General features: G+C 45.1%; 18 protein-coding genes. 17 read left to right on the top strand and 1 reads right to left on the bottom strand.

All coding sequences use genetic code 11. The features are described 5' to 3' along the window. Nucleotides 1-17 precede the first annotated feature (17 nt). The 10 genes from Q0G26_RS07405 to Q0G26_RS07450 all read left to right on the top strand — a co-directional run bounded on the left by Q0G26_RS07405 (nucleotide 18) and on the right by Q0G26_RS07450 (nucleotide 10,120). Nucleotides 18-443, top strand: coding sequence for a SoxR reducing system RseC family protein (locus tag Q0G26_RS07405; protein ID WP_293391276.1), 426 nt, complete (start codon nucleotides 18-20; stop codon nucleotides 441-443). 8 nt (nucleotides 444-451) lie between these two features. Beyond that, nucleotides 452-1,012: a Maf family protein gene (locus Q0G26_RS07410; RefSeq protein ID WP_293829487.1), complete on the top strand. Its 561-nt coding sequence runs from the start codon at nucleotides 452-454 to the stop codon at nucleotides 1,010-1,012. 13 nt (nucleotides 1,013-1,025) lie between these two features. Further along, on the top strand, nucleotides 1,026-1,784 hold the full coding sequence (gene radC / locus Q0G26_RS07415) for a DNA repair protein RadC (protein WP_293829490.1): 759 nt from the start codon (nucleotides 1,026-1,028) through the stop codon (nucleotides 1,782-1,784). A gap of 13 nt (nucleotides 1,785-1,797) precedes the next feature. Then, a complete protein-coding gene (locus Q0G26_RS07420) occupies nucleotides 1,798-2,841 on the top strand; it encodes a rod shape-determining protein (RefSeq protein WP_293829493.1) in 1,044 nt (347 codons plus the stop codon). A gap of 13 nt (nucleotides 2,842-2,854) precedes the next feature. Continuing rightward, nucleotides 2,855-3,703 (top strand): rod shape-determining protein MreC, encoded by an 849-nt coding sequence (mreC, locus tag Q0G26_RS07425; protein WP_293829495.1) that lies wholly within the window; start codon nucleotides 2,855-2,857, stop codon nucleotides 3,701-3,703. After that, nucleotides 3,700-4,200, top strand: a complete 501-nt coding sequence (gene mreD, locus Q0G26_RS07430; RefSeq protein ID WP_293829497.1) for a rod shape-determining protein MreD — start codon at nucleotides 3,700-3,702, stop codon at nucleotides 4,198-4,200. Before mreC ends, mreD begins: the two co-directional genes overlap by 4 nt. Before the next feature lie 32 nt (nucleotides 4,201-4,232). Next, nucleotides 4,233-6,065: a penicillin-binding protein 2 gene (mrdA, locus tag Q0G26_RS07435; protein ID WP_293829499.1), complete on the top strand. Its 1,833-nt coding sequence runs from the start codon at nucleotides 4,233-4,235 to the stop codon at nucleotides 6,063-6,065. A gap of 18 nt (nucleotides 6,066-6,083) precedes the next feature. After that, nucleotides 6,084-7,190: a rod shape-determining protein RodA gene (gene rodA / locus Q0G26_RS07440; protein WP_293829502.1), complete on the top strand. Its 1,107-nt coding sequence runs from the start codon at nucleotides 6,084-6,086 to the stop codon at nucleotides 7,188-7,190. 333 nt (nucleotides 7,191-7,523) lie between these two features. Beyond that, a complete protein-coding gene (locus Q0G26_RS07445) occupies nucleotides 7,524-9,413 on the top strand; it encodes a TIGR03960 family B12-binding radical SAM protein (protein WP_293829504.1) in 1,890 nt (629 codons plus the stop codon). Then, nucleotides 9,413-10,120: a TIGR03936 family radical SAM-associated protein gene (locus Q0G26_RS07450; protein ID WP_276765095.1), complete on the top strand. Its 708-nt coding sequence runs from the start codon at nucleotides 9,413-9,415 to the stop codon at nucleotides 10,118-10,120. Before Q0G26_RS07445 ends, Q0G26_RS07450 begins: the two co-directional genes overlap by 1 nt. Before the next feature lie 108 nt (nucleotides 10,121-10,228). On the opposite strand, the gene Q0G26_RS07455 is transcribed toward Q0G26_RS07450, so the two are convergent. Then, complete coding sequence (locus Q0G26_RS07455) at nucleotides 10,229-11,056, bottom strand: MerR family transcriptional regulator (RefSeq protein WP_293829506.1); 828 nt, start codon at nucleotides 11,054-11,056, stop codon at nucleotides 10,229-10,231. A gap of 149 nt (nucleotides 11,057-11,205) precedes the next feature. Here Q0G26_RS07455 and Q0G26_RS07460 point away from each other — a divergent pair, with 149 nt between their 5' ends. From Q0G26_RS07460 to Q0G26_RS07490, 7 genes are all read left to right on the top strand, one after another. Then, nucleotides 11,206-13,368, top strand: a complete 2,163-nt coding sequence (locus Q0G26_RS07460) for a TonB-dependent receptor (RefSeq protein WP_293829509.1) — start codon at nucleotides 11,206-11,208, stop codon at nucleotides 13,366-13,368. Between the two features lie 88 nt (nucleotides 13,369-13,456). Next, a complete protein-coding gene (locus Q0G26_RS07465) occupies nucleotides 13,457-14,275 on the top strand; it encodes a 4Fe-4S binding protein (protein ID WP_293829511.1) in 819 nt (272 codons plus the stop codon). Beyond that, nucleotides 14,272-14,466, top strand: a complete 195-nt coding sequence (locus Q0G26_RS07470; protein ID WP_293829513.1) for a hypothetical protein — start codon at nucleotides 14,272-14,274, stop codon at nucleotides 14,464-14,466. The genes Q0G26_RS07465 and Q0G26_RS07470 overlap by 4 nt, the downstream gene beginning before the upstream one ends. Beyond that, the gene (locus Q0G26_RS07475; RefSeq protein ID WP_293829515.1) at nucleotides 14,459-14,956 is read left to right on the top strand and encodes a hypothetical protein; all 498 of its coding nucleotides are present in this window, start codon (nucleotides 14,459-14,461) and stop codon (nucleotides 14,954-14,956) included. The genes Q0G26_RS07470 and Q0G26_RS07475 overlap by 8 nt, the downstream gene beginning before the upstream one ends. Before the next feature lie 223 nt (nucleotides 14,957-15,179). Continuing rightward, complete coding sequence (locus Q0G26_RS07480; RefSeq protein WP_293829517.1) at nucleotides 15,180-15,731, top strand: hypothetical protein; 552 nt, start codon at nucleotides 15,180-15,182, stop codon at nucleotides 15,729-15,731. 167 nt (nucleotides 15,732-15,898) lie between these two features. Continuing rightward, entirely contained in the window at nucleotides 15,899-16,039 is a 141-nt protein-coding gene (locus Q0G26_RS07485; RefSeq protein ID WP_293829520.1) for a CGGC domain-containing protein, read from the top strand. A 396-nt stretch (nucleotides 16,040-16,435) separates the two neighbouring features. After that, nucleotides 16,436-16,725 (top strand): S-layer homology domain-containing protein (locus Q0G26_RS07490; protein ID WP_293829524.1); only part of this gene is annotated, 290 nt, incomplete at its 3' end.

Genomic DNA, 16,725 nt, shown 5'->3' on the forward strand with positions numbered 1-16,725 from the left:
AGGAAGGATTTGCTTCAATGGCAGAAATTAGAGGTATTATTGTTAAAAAGCAGGGCGAGCGCGCTGAAGTGAAGGTTGATAAAGCTGAAAGCGAACTGACCGGTCTGCCTAAATATATAGATTGCTGGAACCCAGTAGGTGCTAAGGCCGGCGACGTGGTTGGCGCGGAATACCGCGATTTTGACCAACGCAAGGCTAAGCTTGTTATTTATGGCTTGCCGGTAGCAGGCATTCTTGCAGGTGTTGCCTGCGGACACAGCATGGCTACATTCTTTCATATGGATGAATTGCCGTTTATCGCCGGTTGCATTGTTTTATGGCTTCTGGTGACTGTAAACTATGCACGTATTTTTAAACGTGATGCAGTACGTGAAGGCAAGCAGGCTGTTATTTTTGAAATCCAACAGCCGAAGATTGTTATTGATATGGGTAAAAAGGAATAGGCTGAAGCATGAAGGTTATTTTGGCATCAGCCTCTCCGCGCAGACAGGCGCTGCTGCAGCAAATAGGTATTACACCGCTGGTGTGTCCTGCAGATTTTGCCGAAGGCAGCGGCACTGCCAGCCAGGCGCAGGAGGTTGCTTTGCATAATGCAGCCGGAAAATGCGCTGCTGTAGCAGCAAAAATGGGAGATGAGTTTCCTGTTATTGCTGCAGACACAATCGTAGTAATTGATAATGTTATTTTGGGCAAGCCGCAGGATGCAGCAGCTGCCAAGGCTATGCTGCAGCGTTTGTCCGGACGTACACACCAGGTAATGACAGGCGTTGCTGTATGTTATAAGGGACAAAAGATGTCCGAGGTGTGCGTTACTGATGTAAGCTTTCGTCAGCTGACTGCTGACGAAATAGATGCTTATATTGCTACAGGCGAGCCGATGGATAAGGCCGGTGCCTATGGCATTCAGGGCAGAGGTGCTGTCCTGGTGGAAAAAATCAATGGTTGCTACAATAATGTTGTAGGCTTGCCGTTGTCGTTGTTGTACTTAATGATGCAAAGACTAGGAGTATGAGGAGCTATGAAGAGTGACTAATCCTGCAGAAAGCAGGACCTGCGATTTTCGCAGTGATTTTAGTAGTATCGACCAGACAACAAACACAGAAAAAATTAAAAACCTTCCCTTAGAGGACAGACCACGGGAAAAGCTTTTTCTGCGTGGAGTGAACGCGCTGACGGATGCCGAGCTGCTGGCAATATTGCTGCGCACAGGTACTGCGCAAAAATCAGCGTTGGAAATTGCTAAGGAGCTTACCGCTGACGGTGGCCTGTACAGGCGACTGGCAGGAGTGAGAGACTTGAATGAGCTTATGCAAATCAAGGGTATGGGGCAGGCTAAGGCAGCAACTGTTTTAGCAGCTCTGGAAATAGGCAGGCGGATAGCGTCAGCCCGCCCTTTAGATAAAATCCATTTTGGCTGTCCGCAGGACGGTGCAGCATTTTTGATGCCGCGTCTGCGTTATGCCACGAAGGAACAATTTTTGGTAATTTTGTTAAACAGTAAGAATAAAGTAATAGGTACGGAGCTGGTATCAGAGGGTTCACTGACTAATTCAGTGGTGCATCCGCGTGAGGTATTCCTGCCGGCGATTCTGCAGCATGCAGCCTCTATCTGCGTGGCTCACAATCACCCTTCGGGTGACCCGACGCCAAGCATTGAGGACAAGCAACTGACAGCTGTTTTGCTGGCGGCCGGCAGAACGCTGGGGATTCCTCTTTTAGACCATCTGATTATCGGGGACGGTGCTTATTACAGTTTTCAGGAAGATGAAGCATTAGAAGTTTAGGAGGATAGCGGAAATGAAGTTTACTTTCCCTAATATCAGTATTTTTAACAATATGTCGGATGACATGGGTATAGATTTGGGCACTGCAAATACGCTGGTGCATTGCAAGGACAAGGGCATTATCATTCGCGAGCCGTCTGTAGTAGCTGTAGAAAAGGATACTAACGAGGTGCTGGCAATCGGTGCGGAAGCTAAGAGAATGATTGGCCGTACTCCCGGTAACATTGTTGCTATCCGTCCGATGAAGGATGGCGTTATTGCCGACTATGAAATTACCCAGTCCATGCTGAAATATTTTATTAAGCAGGCTATGGGCAATCGCACCTTTGTACGCCCGCGAATTCTGGTTGGTGTGCCTTCCGGCGTTACAGAAGTAGAAAAGCGTGCTGTTGTTGATGCTACCATTGAAGCAGGTGCGCGTGAGGCTTATCTGATTGAGGAGCCGATGGCTGCTGCAATCGGTGCAGGCCTGCCTGTGCAGGAGGCAACTGGTAGCATGGTTGTTGATATTGGCGGTGGTACCTGTGAGGTTGCCGTAATTTCTTTGGGTGGCATTGTTGTCAGCAAGAGTGTGCGCTGTGGCGGTGACGCTATTGACAGCGCTATTGTACGTTATATCCGTAAAACATTTAATATGTTTATCGGTGAACGTACTGCAGAAAATATTAAAATTGAAATCGGTACTGCTATGAAGGTTGATGAGCCTGCTGTTATGGAGGTTCGTGGCCGTGACCTGCTCAGCGGTCTGCCTAAAAGCATTGAGGTTAATGCTAACCATGTCTGCGAGGCAGTAAACGAGCCTATAAGCATGATTGTAGACGCTGTTCGCAACACCTTGGAGCGTACACCGCCTGAGCTGTCTGCTGATATTATGGATCGTGGTATTGTTATGACTGGCGGCAGCTCCATGCTGCGCAATCTGGACAGACTGATTTCTCAGGAAACCGGTATGCCGGTATTCGTTTCTGATGAAGCTTTGAACTGTGTTGCTTTAGGCACCGGTATTGCTGTAGAAAATATTGATATTTATCGCAAAGGTTTTATGACCTCCAAATAAGTAGGAATGCAACATGAATAAGAAAGTAATGTTGGCTGCTCTGTTCGTCATGGTCCTCTTGTCTATGCTGGCAATGGCTGTAGCAGGCAGAAGCCGCTTCCCCCTGGTTAACAGAGCGGTGGCAGCAGTAGTGCTGCCGGTGGAAAGCGTGCTGACCGGTATAGGCAATGCCGGGGATGGCGTGCGTGGCTATTGGAAGGCTATGACAGTACTGCAGAGCGAAAATGCTAAGCTGAAACAAGAAAATATAGAGCTGCGTAATGCTAATATCCAGATGGGATCAATGTATGCTGAAAACCAGCAGCTGCGAGCCTTATTGGAATACAAGGAGCAGCATAAATCGCAGAAGGTTGTGGCGGCGAAGGTAATTGCCCGCAGCTTTGGCGATTTGCGTGATTGCATCTATATTGCTGCCGGTAAGGACAGAGGTCTGGCACCGGATATGGCAGTTGTTAACGGTGGCCTTGTAGGCGTGGTTGATGAGGTGTATGATGATTATGCCCGCGTACTGCTGCTCACATCGCCGCGTTGCCGCGTAGGGGCAAGAGTGTTGCGTGCTGATTCACGCGCAGTCGGTGTTGCCGGCGGTGTCAGTGGCAAGGATAAGCTGCTGTTGGAGCACATTTACCGTGAAGCAAGTCTGCGCGAAGGCGATATCATCGTAACAAGCGGTTATAGCGGCACTCATCCTGCAGATATTCTTATCGGCAAGATAACTGCAACGCGTATGGATAGTGTAGGTCTGCTGCAGGAAGCGGATATCGCGCCTACTGCTGATATTGCAGATGTGGAACAGGTATTGGTTATTGTTGGCTTTACGCCGGAAGCGAAAATCGTATTACAGGGAGGACAGGCAAAATGAGGAGACTGATTTGGCCCGTCCTGTTTCTGTTCTTAATGCTGCTGCAGGGTTCGCTGTCTGTGTATTATACAGGCTGGCTTTCCTGTGATCTGCTGCTTTTGGCGGTATATGCTTATGCGATGTTGCGAGGTGAATTTGCAGGCGCAATTGTCGGTGGCATTACCGGTCTGCTGCAGGATGCAATGACGGTGGGGGTTTTTGGCTTCCACATCCTCAGCCGCATCTGCGTTGGTTATGCAGTGGGCCTGACCAAGGAGAAAGTATTTAAGGATAATTACCTTTATCATATGAGCGCTATTGCTACGATTAGCTTCATCCTGCGTTTTGCCTATTGGTGGCTGGAGTTATTGCGCAGTGGCGGACGCTGGAGCATCTTTTTTGCATACGCATGGGATTCTTTAGGCTATATTGCAGGCAATGCATTGCTTGTATGGCCTGTTTTGATTGTAATGAAGAAGATTTATGAGTGGATTAGAAAAGAAGATATATCCTATTAATGAGCGAGCAGGGAAGGAGACGGACGTAGCCTATGGAAGATAGAGACAAGACAACCAGATTACACACACTGCTGGTTGTGTGTCTGGTATTATTTACTGTGCTGCTGGGACGAATGGTTTATCTGCAGCTGTGGCGCGGTGATTACTACGCCAAGCAATCTGATGGCAACAGGCTGCGCCAGTCGCGCATTCTTGCTCCCCGTGGAATTATTTATGACAGTGAGGGCAAAGAGCTGGTCAACAATCTGCCAGGATATGCGGTAGTATTGCAAAAGCAATCCAGTTACAAGCCGGAAACGCTGCAGCGTCTCAGCAATCTGCTGCAAATGCCGGTAGAAGAAATTAATGCCAAAATTAAGGCGAGCGAAAATTTTTATGAACCTATTATGCTGAAAAATAATCTTGATCAGCAGATGGTAACGAAAATTGAAGAGCAGCGCCGATATATGCCGGAGGTTATGCTTTCCGTGCAGCCTATCCGCAACTATCCCTATCATGAGCTGGGCGTGCATGCCTTAGGTTATGTTGGCGAGGTTAGTGCCTATGAAATTGAGCAGGGCTTGTTCAAGAATATTACTCAGGGCAGTCTTGTTGGTAAGGCCGGATTGGAAAAAACTTATGATAAATATCTGCGCGGTGAGGATGGCGCTTTTATGGAGGAGGTTGACGTTGCCGGTAATGTTGTCAAGCATTACGATTCTGTACAGCCTGTTCCTGGCAAAAATCTGAAGCTTACGCTTGATTATCAGCTGCAAAAGGAGCTGGAGGAGTTTACCGATAAGCATCTTGCTTACCTGCGCAACAGCGGTATTGCTCCCGGAGCGAGAGCGGCGGCAGTAATAGCCATCGACCCGCGCAATGGCGCGGTGAGGGCGATGGTCAGCCGTCCTGGCTATGATCCTAACTGGTTTGTACATGGCATTTCCTCTAAAAATTGGAATTCCATTAATAATGACCCCAATTACCCGATGAATAATAAGGTTATCACCGGTGAATATCCGCCTGGTTCTACCTTTAAAATTGTTACTGGCAGCGCGGCCTTCGAGCTGAAAAAGGTTGGTCTGAACGAGCCGATTTTTGACGGCGGCTTCCATCCGATGGTTCCGACTATGGGTAATGCCGGCGGCGAGGTTTTAGGCTGGCTGACCTTTATCAAAGCGCTGGCAATGAGTGATAACGTATATTTTTATGAGCTTGGTTATCGCGTAGGTATTGATAACATTGAGAAATATGCGCATATCTTTGGCTTTGGCGAACGTACCGGTATTGACCTGGAGGGCGAAAGCAAGGGACTTGTTGCCTCTAAAAAGGTTAAGCGTGAAATTTGGAACGAGGACTGGCGCTTGGGTGATACCTTCAATGCTGCCATCGGTCAGGGCTTCAACCTGACAACACCGATTCAGCTTTCTGTTATGCTGAGTATTGTTGCTAATGGCGGCACCAAGTATCAGCCATATCTGGTTGACAGTATTATAAACAGTGACGGCAGTCTTTTTGAAAAGCCTAAGCGTGCTGAAGGCAAGCATATTGATGTGTCACAGCAGACGATTGATTATATCCGCATGGGCATGAGTGCTACTACGCAGGAGGGTGGTACAGCATCGTACTTTGCCGGTTTGCCTAAGCCTATAGCCGGTAAAACCGGTACTGCCGAAAACTCTCATGGACGTGACCATGGTTTGTTTGTAGCCTATGGACCGGTAGATGACCCCGAGCTTGTCGTAGTCTGCATTGTAGAGCAGGGTGGCTTCGGTTCTATCGCTGCAGGTCCGATCGTTTATAAAGCATTTGAAGAATTTTTCCAGGAAAAGGGTTATATGCCCCGCCCTGATAAGGCTGCCCCAAAGAAGGACGCCGAGCAATAATGCAGGAAGGAGTACATTGTGGATTTTAAACGTATCCTGAAAAATCTTGACTGGTGGCTGATTACTGCTGTATTAATCCTTATGGGTTGTGGCTTGGGACTTATCGACAGTGCTACCCATTCCTTTGCAGTGAGCACCGGCAAGGCCTGGCATGTGCAGCGCCAAAGCATGTTTATGCTCTTTGGTCTGGCTATTGTTACTGCATCGTTGGCTTTTGATTATCGTGTACTCAAAAATTATGCTACCAAGCTGTATATATTTAATATCATACTGCTTTTGGCAGTAATGTTTGTAGGACAAAGTCAATTGGGTGCACAGCGTTGGATTCAAATAGGCTCGATGTCCTTTCAGCCCAGTGAATTTGCTAAGGTATTTCTCATTATCTGCTTAGCCACCTTTATGGATAAGCGTATTGAATGGCTGGAGGAATTTAAGGATTACCTGCCTGTTTTTGCCTACATTCTGGTGCCTTTTATACTTGTTATGCGTCAGCCGGACTTAGGAACATCGCTGACTTTTATAGCTATTTTGATAGGTATGATTTTTGTCAGCGGCTTTAAGTATAAATGGTTCTTTCGCATGGGGCTGGCTTTTATGGCCTTGCTGCCGGCGTTTTGGATGATATTGAAGGATTATCAGAAGAATCGTATCCGCGTTTTTCTGAATCCGGAGCTTGATCCTTTCGGCAGCGGTTATCATGTTATTCAGTCTAAGATTGCTATTGGCAGTGGCGGCTTTTTAGGCAAAGGCTGGTTGGCCGGTACGCAGAGCCAGCTGAACTTTTTGCCGGAAAACCATACGGACTTTATTTTTGCTGTTGCCGGTGAAGAGTTTGGCTTTATCGGAACGGTGTTTATCATTTCTATGTATATGATTATCATCTGGCGCGGTATTGCGATTGCGCTTGATGCCGATGATACCTTCGGCATGCTTTTGGCAACTGGTGTAACGTCGATGTTTATGTTCCATGTTATGGTCAACATTGGTATGACTGCCGGTATTATGCCTGTAACAGGCGTACCGCTGCCATTCTTGAGCTATGGCGTCAGCTCGCTGACGACAAACCTGATGCTGGTGGCGATTTTGTTGAATATTAAGGTTAAGAAGCAGAACCTTCAATTTTAGAGGGAGCGGTCGACGATAAAGCGCCATATGCTTAGCAACGACTCCTAGGAGTACGCTTTGTACGCCGTCGTCGCTTCGCCTCTGACACTTTCTCGTCAACCTTTTTATAAAAAACTATAGGGAGCGGTCGACGCTAAAATGCCATATGCTTAGTAATGCATCCTAGGAATACGTTTAGTACACCGTCGTCGCCGTCGCTTCGCCTCTGACACTTTCTCGTCAACCTTTTTATAAAAACTATAGGAATCGGTCGACGGTAAAGCGCCATATAAGAGAAATATTGACGAAAACTGTTTTTGACAAACCCTTCCATCATTAAATATAGAGGAGAATATGAATTTGAAAAAGGATTTAACTATTGATATTTTAAGCAGCGTGCAAAAGCCTGCGCGCTACACCGGCGGTGAGTTCGCCAGCATTGTTAAGCCTGCTAACGAAGTAGAGGCAACTATTGCTCTGGCCTTCCCGGATGTATACGAAGTAGGTATGAGTTACCTTGGCTTCAAAATTTTATACCATCTGCTGAACAAGGAAAATGGTATTGCTGCAGAACGCGTTTATGCGCCTTGGATTGACCTGGAGGCGAAGATGCGTGAGCGTGAAATTGCGCTTTGTACTCTGGAAACTAAAAAGGCTTTGAGCGAATGTGATATTGTAGGCTTTACTCTGCAATACGAGCTTTCCTATACCAATATCTTAAATATGCTTGATTTGGGTGGCGTACCGCTGCTGGCTAAGGACCGTACTGATGCAGATCCTTTTGTTATTGTAGGCGGTCCCTGCGTGTACAACCCGGAGCCTTTGGCTGATTTCTTCGATTTTGCTATTATTGGTGAAGGCGAAGAGGTTTTGATTGAGGTAATGCGTTGCTACAAGGAGTGGAAACGTGAAGGCAAACCTGGCGGCAGACAAGAATTTCTGCAGCGTGTGGTAAAAATTAAGGGCATTTATGTGCCTTCCTTCTATGAAGCAGAATATAATGAGGATGGCACCTTTAAGGCAATTAAGCCGCTGCGCGAGGATATTCCTGCTGTTATCCAAAAGCGTGTTATAGAGGATATGAACAGCGTAGATTTCCCGACCTCTCCGATTGTGCCGTTTGGCGAGATTGTCCATGACCGCATCATGCTGGAGGTTTTCCGTGGTTGCAGCCGTGGTTGCCGTTTCTGCCATGCCGGTATGGTTTATCGTCCGGTGCGTGAGCGCAAGCCGGAGGTGCTGATGGACCTGTCGCGTAAGCTGGTAGATAATACCGGTTATAACGAAATAAGCCTGGTATCCCTTTCCAGTGCCGATTATTCCTGCCTGGCACCGCTCGTACATAAGATGATTGGCGAATTTAAAGATGAACGCGTCAGTGTTTCTCTGCCTTCCCTGCGTATCGACAGCTTCTGTGTTGCTATTGCCAAGGAGGTACAGGCAGTGCGCAAAAGCGGCTTGACCTTTGCTCCGGAAGCAGGCAGCCAGAAGATGCGTGATGTTATCAACAAGGGCGTTACCGAAGAGGATTTGATGAATGCTGTCGGTGCAGCGTTTGAATCCGGCTGGAACAGTGTTAAGCTGTACTTTATGATCGGTCTGCCCTATGAAACAGACGAGGATGTACTGGCGATTGCCGATTTGGCGCGCAAGGTACAGTATAAATATTTCCAGATCACCGGCAAGCGTGGCTGTAAGGTTACTGTAAGTGCTTCTTCCTTCGTACCTAAGCCGTACACTGCTTTCCAATGGTTCGCGCAGAATGACTTGGAAGAAATCCGCCGTAAGCAGTTCCTGCTGAAGGATGAAATCAAAAAATATAAGAATATCACCTTAAACTATCATGATGCAAAAACCGGTACTATTGAAGCTGTTTTTGCCCGTGGCGACCGTCGCGTAGGCAAGGCGCTGCTGCTGGCATGGCAAAAGGGCGCGCGTTTTGACGGCTGGAGCGATTGCTTCTCCTACGAGCGTTGGCTGGAGGCTATCAGCGACGCAGGTCTGGATAAAGACTTTTACGCTGCCCGTGAGCGCGGTGAGCAGGAGGCTTTCCCGTGGGAGCATATTTCTCCGGGTGTCAGCCGCCGCTTCCTGTGGAACGAATGGCGTAAGGCTTATGCTCAGCAGCTTACGCACGACTGCCGTCGCACAAGCTGCACCGGCTGTGGTGTTTGCCAGGCATTGGGCGTAAAAATCGTTGACTATAAAGAAGAGTATCAAAACAATGGGGAGGTACAGGCATAATGAAACTGCGTATGCAAATTACCAAGGATAAGGACATCCGCTTTATCTCCCATCTGGAATATGTGCGCACTATTGGTCGCGCAATCCGCCGTGCCAAGCTGCCTGCTGCCTATTCCGAAGGCTTTAATCCGCATTTGAAATTCAGTCTGGCATCTGCGCTGGGCGTAGGCGTAGTAAGCTATACGGAGTTCGTGGAAATCGAGCTTGCCGAGCCTATGGAGGTAGAAAAGGCTGCGTTGGCTCTTGATGCTGCTTTGCCGCGCGGTATCCGCGTACTGGCTGCCGATGCTGTTGATACGCATCACGCTGCCCTGATGAGTCAGGCGGCAGGTGCAAGCTATCGCGTAACGCTGCCTTATAGCAAAGACGTGAGCGCTGCTGTTGCGGAGTTCAATGCTGCGCCGGAGCTGTTGTTCAAAAAAGCTGCACCTAAGACGAAGGCTAAGTTTAAAGAGATTGATGTCAAGTTCTATATTCCTCAGCTTACTGCAGAGCAGACCGAAACGGAAACAATCTTCAGCTTTGACTGCAAAATTACGCCGACAGGCAGCATGAAGGCTGTAGATTTGCTGAATGCGCTGAACGAGCAGTATGGACTGGCGCTGCCGGTAGAAATGGCTGATATCGAGCGTCTAAGACTGTATCGCAATAATAAAAACGGCAAGCCTATTCCGATGCTGAACAGCGATGCCGTAACCTTAGGCTGATTTTAGCTTAAGGCTGTAAAAATAAAAAAGAGCAAAGTCTGCTCAGTGCTTTGCTGATTAGAAAACCCCGTGGCGACTGCCACGGGGTTTTTGTGTGCCTTGGATATGCTATTTTATCTGCAGCTCCAGCTTGTAAATATATTTATCGGTATCTCCCGTCAGCCAGTAGTCACACAACGATGTTACATAGAGTGGTGAAATCGGCGTAAGCTGATGCTCCTTGCAATAATCTGCCAACATTTGCAGATATTTTTTGTTGTTGAACATGTAGACGCCTTGAAAATAAAGCGTCAGATAATCGCCTGCTGGCTTTTGATAACAATGCGGTGTAGGGAGCTTATCGTTAAGTGTGTAAAAATAATGCTTGAGATGCTTGCTTGCGAAATCCTGCAAAATTTCCGTATCGTAAATATAACCAAAGCCGTTGGTTGTTAAGGCAGTATCATTTTGCAGATGGGTGAACATTCTGGCGATATGCGAAGAACGCTTTTTAAAGCATTCATTTTCTTCGGTAGCATTGCTCAGATAAAGATAATGTGCCTGATCATGGACAAGCATAATTTTATCCAGAGTAATGTCCGCAATATGGTCGAGCTTGCCTAATTCGCTCTGCAGCTCTGTTTTCATGGCTTGCAGACGAGCGATTTCCTGCGTGAAGAAATCTATGCGCTCATTAAATAAATCACGATAGTTTTGCGGCGAGCGGTTGGCAAGATAATCTTTGATGCGTGCAATGGGCACATCAAGCTGGCGCAGCGTAAGAATCAGCTGCAGCAAAAACAGCTGACTGCGCTTGTAATAGCGGTAACCGTTTTCATCGACAAGTTCTGGGGTAATCAATCCCAGCTTGTCATAGTAAAGCAGTGTCTTGCGGGGAATTTTGCAAAGCTGTGATAATTCACCGGTCGTAAAGTAATTTTGTAGATTTTTTGACATTTTTAGCATTTCCCCCTTGACTGTCTAGCTACTATACATAGTATTATAACATAGAAAAGAGAGATTGCATATTAATACTTCGTTCAAATAATTTCAAGTGCTTAATACGCAACTCGTTGTTTTTTTGATGAGTGAATGGAGGTATATCTGTGAAAAAACTGGCTAGTAAAGGTTTATTGATGAGCGCATTGATTTGTGGTAATGTACTCTGGGGGGGGACAACGGTTCTTGCAGAAGAAATTGGTGATTATCAATTAGATGAAATGGTTGTTACTGCTACTAGAACAGAAGAAAGCAATATTAAGGTTGCTTCTGTTGTCAGTGTTATTACTGCGGATGATATAAAAAAGAAGAATATTTTGACCATCACCGACGCATTAAAAGAGGTAGCTGGTATTTATGACGGCAGGCCCGGAGGCATGTCCGATACAGCAAATGGTATTCAAATGCGTGGCTTTGGCGAAGCTGATATTTTGGTATTATATGATGGCATGCCGCTTAATGATGGTTTTAATGGCAAAGCCGATTGGAGCGTAATTGCTATTGATGATGTAAAAAAGATTGAAGTATTGCAAGGAGCTGCTTCATCTCTTTATGGTGGTCATGCTGTTGGTGGCGTAATTAATATCATTGGTAAGAGCCCGGATAAAGATCACGTACATGCTTATGCTAAATATGGTTCTGATAAGACTAAAAAGCAGGGAATTAACTTAAGTAAAAAGTTTTCAGATAAGTGGTCTATGGGACTTGGGTATGAGAATAAAGAGACCGATGGACATTATAAGAAACTGATTTATAAATATGCTTATAAGGCGAAAGACAAACCAGGTAATCCTGATAAAATTGGTACTGGCGCTATATTAAATCAACACAGCAATGGCAGAGATATGTATATTTTGGGTAACCCTGGTGGTGGCAGAAGTGAAGATGATACATATAATTTTAAGTTACAATACAAATTTAATGATGCACAATCTTTGACTTATAGATATACGCATGACAAGTACAAGTATTTTGCTACAGATCCTGAGACATTTATTAAGGATTCTCAAGGTAATAAAATGTTTGAAGGCAGTGTACTTTTACCTAATGGCAAATATTTAGATTTCAATGAGTATGATTTTACCGATTATGATGGACGTCGTACTACAGACAGACATGCTTTGGCGTATAAAGATACCGCTAATAAGATTGATTTCAAACTTGGTGTTACAAATGTTAAAGATTTTGGCTATGCTACAGGTGATGACCTTGCTGGTCAAGGTGGAGGGTATGATACAAATTATCCTAACAAAACCTATAAGGCAGATTTCCAAAAAGTGTGGGAAGGAAGCAAAAATAATATTGTAGTTGGTTTTGACATTGAAAAGGGCTCTATGGATTATTCACAGAGTTATTTGGAACATTGGGGAGACAAAGATAGCGCCAACTATTTGTACTATACAATGGGCGGAACTAATTTAGTTGGAGCAGTATTTGTTCAAGATGCAATCAAGTTGAGCGATGTTTATTCTTTGGATTTGGGATTGCGTGTTGACTATTATCAAAAGAAAGATGGATATTATAATGAACATGGTAAAGACAATATCGAAAGACCAACAGAGAAATATACAGAATTGAGTCCTAAAGTTGCTTTTAGATATATGCCTGATGATGACACAACTTATTACGCTTCTTACGGACACTCTTTTAATCCACCAACGCTTTATCAATTATACAGAAGCAATAGCTCCTTTGAAGCTAATCCTGATTTGAAACCAGAAACTACAGATACTGTAGAAGTAGGCTTAAAGAAACAGTTTAGCCCGAAGCTTTATAGCAGCTTAAGTATTTATCAAGCAAAATCCAAAGACTTAATTGATTATGATTATCTTGATAGTGGCAAGAAGCAGTATATGAATCTTAGCAGTGTAAAACGTCAAGGTATTGAATTAATGCTTGACTATAAAATGGATGATAAATTTAGTACGTTTGCAAATTTGACATTGCAAAATGCAACGGATGATACTACCGGAGCAAAGTTATATTCGATTCCTAAACAAATTTTAAAAGCTGGCTTAAAGTACAACTATGGTGATGTTAGTGCATACATTGATGGTCAGTATGTAAGTAGTAGAACTTATGATGGTCAGCTTTCTGGTAAGTTATATTCAGATGATGCATTCTTCACTGCTGATGCTGGCATAAATTACAAATTTATGAAAAATGCTACACTTAGCTTTGCTGTTAATAATATTTTCGATCGCGATTACTGGCAATGGTACAAAGCAGGTGGCAGAAGCTGGATCTTAGGCGTCGACTTTGACTTCTAATTACTTGCTTAACGTTTTTCAATAGCTTAAAATAGGGATAGGGTGTTAGAATACACCCTATCCCTATTTGTTATCGAGGTGATTGCCTATGTTATATAACCTTAAACGTTTAACCGGTTACGCTCTTGGCTTTATATTGTTTTATGCGCCGGTGGCGCTCTTCCAACGCTGCCTGTTCTATTTGCTTTACGGCAGCTGGCAGCCGCAAAGTATTCACGGACTTTGTTTTCGTATACCGATAGAGCATATTCTTGACGGAATCATCTGGCGGCTGACGCCGCTAAGCATGCTGAGCACATTACTGCTATTGGCAGCAGCCTTCTTCCTGGGACCAGTTTTTTGCGGCAGGCTGTGCCCGGCAGGGGCGTTCACCGAATATCTGTCGAAGCTGATGCCGTCTAAATTTCAAATAAGCTGGCATCGTTATACAGAAATTGCGCCTATTCGTTACGGTATGCTGGCAGGCTTTTGCCTGGTGCCTTTTTTCGGCGGTATTCTGGCCTGCTCTTACTGCAATTTCTTTTTGTTTGATTTACTTGCCAACTATTATACACGAGGTTATTTTATTTCGTTAACTTCAAGCCTTTTGCTGACAGCAATTATGTGGGTGCTTGTCTTTGGTATCTTCACTAAAGGCGGACGCGGCTTCTGTAATTTTTTGTGCCCGGTAGGTGCGGCGCAGGGATTGATGCATACCTTGGGCTGCAGGCTGCCGTTTGTGCTGCGCATGCGTGTAGAGGAAAACAAATGCATAGGCTGTGGCTTGTGCGCAAAGAAATGTCCGATGGAATCAGCGGAGCTGGTGGATGGCAAAGCGCAGATTAACCAGCATAACTGTATCTGTTGCGGCGTGTGTCAGCATACTTGCCCGGTGCAGGCTATCAGCTACGGGAGGAAACGCGTATGAAAAATAAGCTGATAAATTTTATTACGGCAATGGGAATTCCCATAAGCGGTATTACTACGCAGGGAGCAGGCTGCACAGGGATTTGCGGCAGTTGCAGCTTGAATTGCGTTCCGGGAATGGTTGCTTTACTGCTTTTGGCAGGCAAGGCTGTTTACAAACGTTATCATAGCGGGGTGGTGCAGCATGAATAAGAATGTGTTGAAGCGGGTGCTGGCCTTTGTGCTGATGGCGGCTGTAATGGTAGGATTGGTATTTTTCCGCAGTGAAAATGATTACGACAAGCACTATTTCCGTGCCAAGCTGGCGCGGGGGCAAGAGGTACATTGCCAAATAGACCTGGGCAAGGAGGGTGAGCTGAAATATCTTCTTCAGCCCAATATCTATACATTATATTTACGCCTGCTACCGGAGGATAAGCAAGCGCAGCTGCGCTGCGAGGGCGAAGGCCTGCAGCTGCTGCTGTCGCGCAGCAGCAAGAAAGGCTTGTGGCGCAAGCTGGCGCCTGATGAGATGATAAAGCAGTACAAGGGACAGATGTCAGTGAGTGCGGAGATGTATTTTTCACCGGAGCAGCTGAAGCAGCGAAATGTGCAGCAGGGGAAAATAAAGTTCTATGACGCAAAGGGCTTGTACGGAACTGTTGTTATTGATGTAATCAATTCACGGGTGAAAAGAGATTAATATGTTTTTTAAGCTGTGGGCAGAAGTTCTGCCTGCAGTTTTTTTGTTTTAAATACAATAAAGATGTATTCTTAAATTTTCTTGCAATCAATTAAGAATGGTGCTAGAATAGCAGATGAAAAAAGTAGTTAAATGATATATATAATTAATTGCTTTGAAGACTGTTGTTTTGGTGCGCAAAAGCAGTTATGATAGCTGCTGATGTCAAAAGGAGGCTTATATTATGGCTGAAGAGTTTAAGAAAAATCAACAAGAAGTGAAAAATGAGATTCGTAAAGGAATAGTTGAGCGTCTGCTCGGCAGCAAGCTGCATACAGAAAATGCAGAAATGCCGATAAGGTCAAGCTTCGTGAATCATAACCTGGATGATTACGGTATTATTGATGCACATTATCAAGCCTTAAAAGAAGAAGTTTTACATGAGCTGGGAGCGTATCTTTTACACAATAAAAGCACTAATGAGAATGATGAAATGCCTATCAGAGCAAGCTATGTTAATCACACACCTGCAGATACCCGTATTCTCGATGGTCATTACCAAAAGCTGAAGGATGAAATCTGCCATGAAATTGCTCAACAGGTTGTCGGTGACAAGGTTGCTGTCGAAAAGGATGCTATGGCAATTCGTGCAAGCTATCTGCATGAGTTGCAGGAGCAGGGAAGCCTGAATGAAGCTATTGCCAAACGCCTGCTGGCTAAAGGCATGAGCGTGGCTGATGTTGCTGAGGCTATGCAGATGCCTGAGGAAAGTGTTGCTAAGCTGCAGAAAAAATAGGAAAGACGTAACAGTTAACAGATTTTTCAAAAGCAGATAAATTGTATTTTCATCTGTTGACATTGTACAAGCTGTTTCTTGCCAACCCTCCTCGATAATGATAAAATCAAATCAAATTAACAGCAAGGCTATAAATGCCTGCAAGTTATTTTTTGGAGGAATATATTATGAAGAAAATAGCAATTCTGCGCTGCCTAATAACCTCCGCTTCCTGTGCGGGAGCAGGCTGTCTGCGTGCTTTTTATGAAAAGGATAAAGCCTTTGCGCAGTCTGTTGTTGTTGACGTAATCAATTCGCGGGTGAAGTGAGATTAATATGTTTTTTTTAGCTGTGGGTAGAATTTCTGCCTGCAGTTTTTTATAGAAATATCTGTGAGTTTTTGAGTAACAAAATGATTCATTATTCTTCTCTTCACTACGCCCATCAAGTACAATAAAATTGAAAATTTTTCAGACAATAAGTCTTGACGGGGGGGCGTCTGTATTATAATGGACTCAGCAGCAAGAGTTTGCAGATTGCTTTATGACAGTACTAAGGATTTTGCAATCTGCATTTCCTCCTCTTGCTGTGTTGAATACGTTTATAAATTGCCCGCGGTGGATACCGGCAAAGAAGTACAGAGGAAACAAGGCAACTCTTGCACAGACTTTACTGAAGTTTCCCTTAGGGTGATTTGTAAAAATAAAAATTGGCAGTCGACTATACTGCCGGATTTCCTAAGGGAGGAAAAGAAAATGAAAAAATCTTTAGTTCTCGCAATGGCAATGGCTCTTGGCGTAACCGCTTCCGCTTACGCTGCTAACCCCTTCTCTGACGTTCCTGCTGGCCACTGGGCTTATGACAGCATCAACAAACTGGCTGCTGCTGGCGTAATCGAAGGCTACGGCGACTCCACCTTCGGTGGCGACAAACTGATGACCCGTTATGAAATGGCTCAAATCGTTGCTAAAGCAATGGCAAAAGGCGCTAACGTTGACAAACTGGCTGCTGAATT

The sequence above is a fragment of the uncultured Phascolarctobacterium sp. genome (genome assembly GCF_934190775.1).
Lineage (GTDB): Bacteria > Bacillota > Negativicutes > Acidaminococcales > Acidaminococcaceae > Phascolarctobacterium_A.

Bases quoted from the DNA above. Each gene is read 5' to 3' on its own strand.
- Q0G26_RS07405 (WP_293391276.1), top strand. From the start codon at position 18: ATGGCAGAAATTAGAGGTATTATTGTTAAAAAGCAGGGCGAGCGCGCT.
- Q0G26_RS07410 (WP_293829487.1), top strand. From the start codon at position 452: ATGAAGGTTATTTTGGCATCAGCCTCTCCGCGCAGACAGGCGCTGCTG.
- Q0G26_RS07420 (WP_293829493.1), top strand. From the start codon at position 1,798: ATGAAGTTTACTTTCCCTAATATCAGTATTTTTAACAATATGTCGGAT.
- mreC (WP_293829495.1), top strand. From the start codon at position 2,855: ATGAATAAGAAAGTAATGTTGGCTGCTCTGTTCGTCATGGTCCTCTTG.
- mreD (WP_293829497.1), top strand. From the start codon at position 3,700: ATGAGGAGACTGATTTGGCCCGTCCTGTTTCTGTTCTTAATGCTGCTG.
- mrdA (WP_293829499.1), top strand. From the start codon at position 4,233: ATGGAAGATAGAGACAAGACAACCAGATTACACACACTGCTGGTTGTG.
- Q0G26_RS07445 (WP_293829504.1), top strand. From the start codon at position 7,524: ATGAATTTGAAAAAGGATTTAACTATTGATATTTTAAGCAGCGTGCAA.
- Q0G26_RS07450 (WP_276765095.1), top strand. From the start codon at position 9,413: ATGAAACTGCGTATGCAAATTACCAAGGATAAGGACATCCGCTTTATC.
- Q0G26_RS07455 (WP_293829506.1), bottom strand. From the start codon at position 11,056: ATGTCAAAAAATCTACAAAATTACTTTACGACCGGTGAATTATCACAG.
- Q0G26_RS07465 (WP_293829511.1), top strand. From the start codon at position 13,457: ATGTTATATAACCTTAAACGTTTAACCGGTTACGCTCTTGGCTTTATA.
- Q0G26_RS07470 (WP_293829513.1), top strand. From the start codon at position 14,272: ATGAAAAATAAGCTGATAAATTTTATTACGGCAATGGGAATTCCCATA.
- Q0G26_RS07475 (WP_293829515.1), top strand. From the start codon at position 14,459: ATGAATAAGAATGTGTTGAAGCGGGTGCTGGCCTTTGTGCTGATGGCG.
- Q0G26_RS07480 (WP_293829517.1), top strand. From the start codon at position 15,180: ATGGCTGAAGAGTTTAAGAAAAATCAACAAGAAGTGAAAAATGAGATT.
- Q0G26_RS07485 (WP_293829520.1), top strand. From the start codon at position 15,899: ATGAAGAAAATAGCAATTCTGCGCTGCCTAATAACCTCCGCTTCCTGT.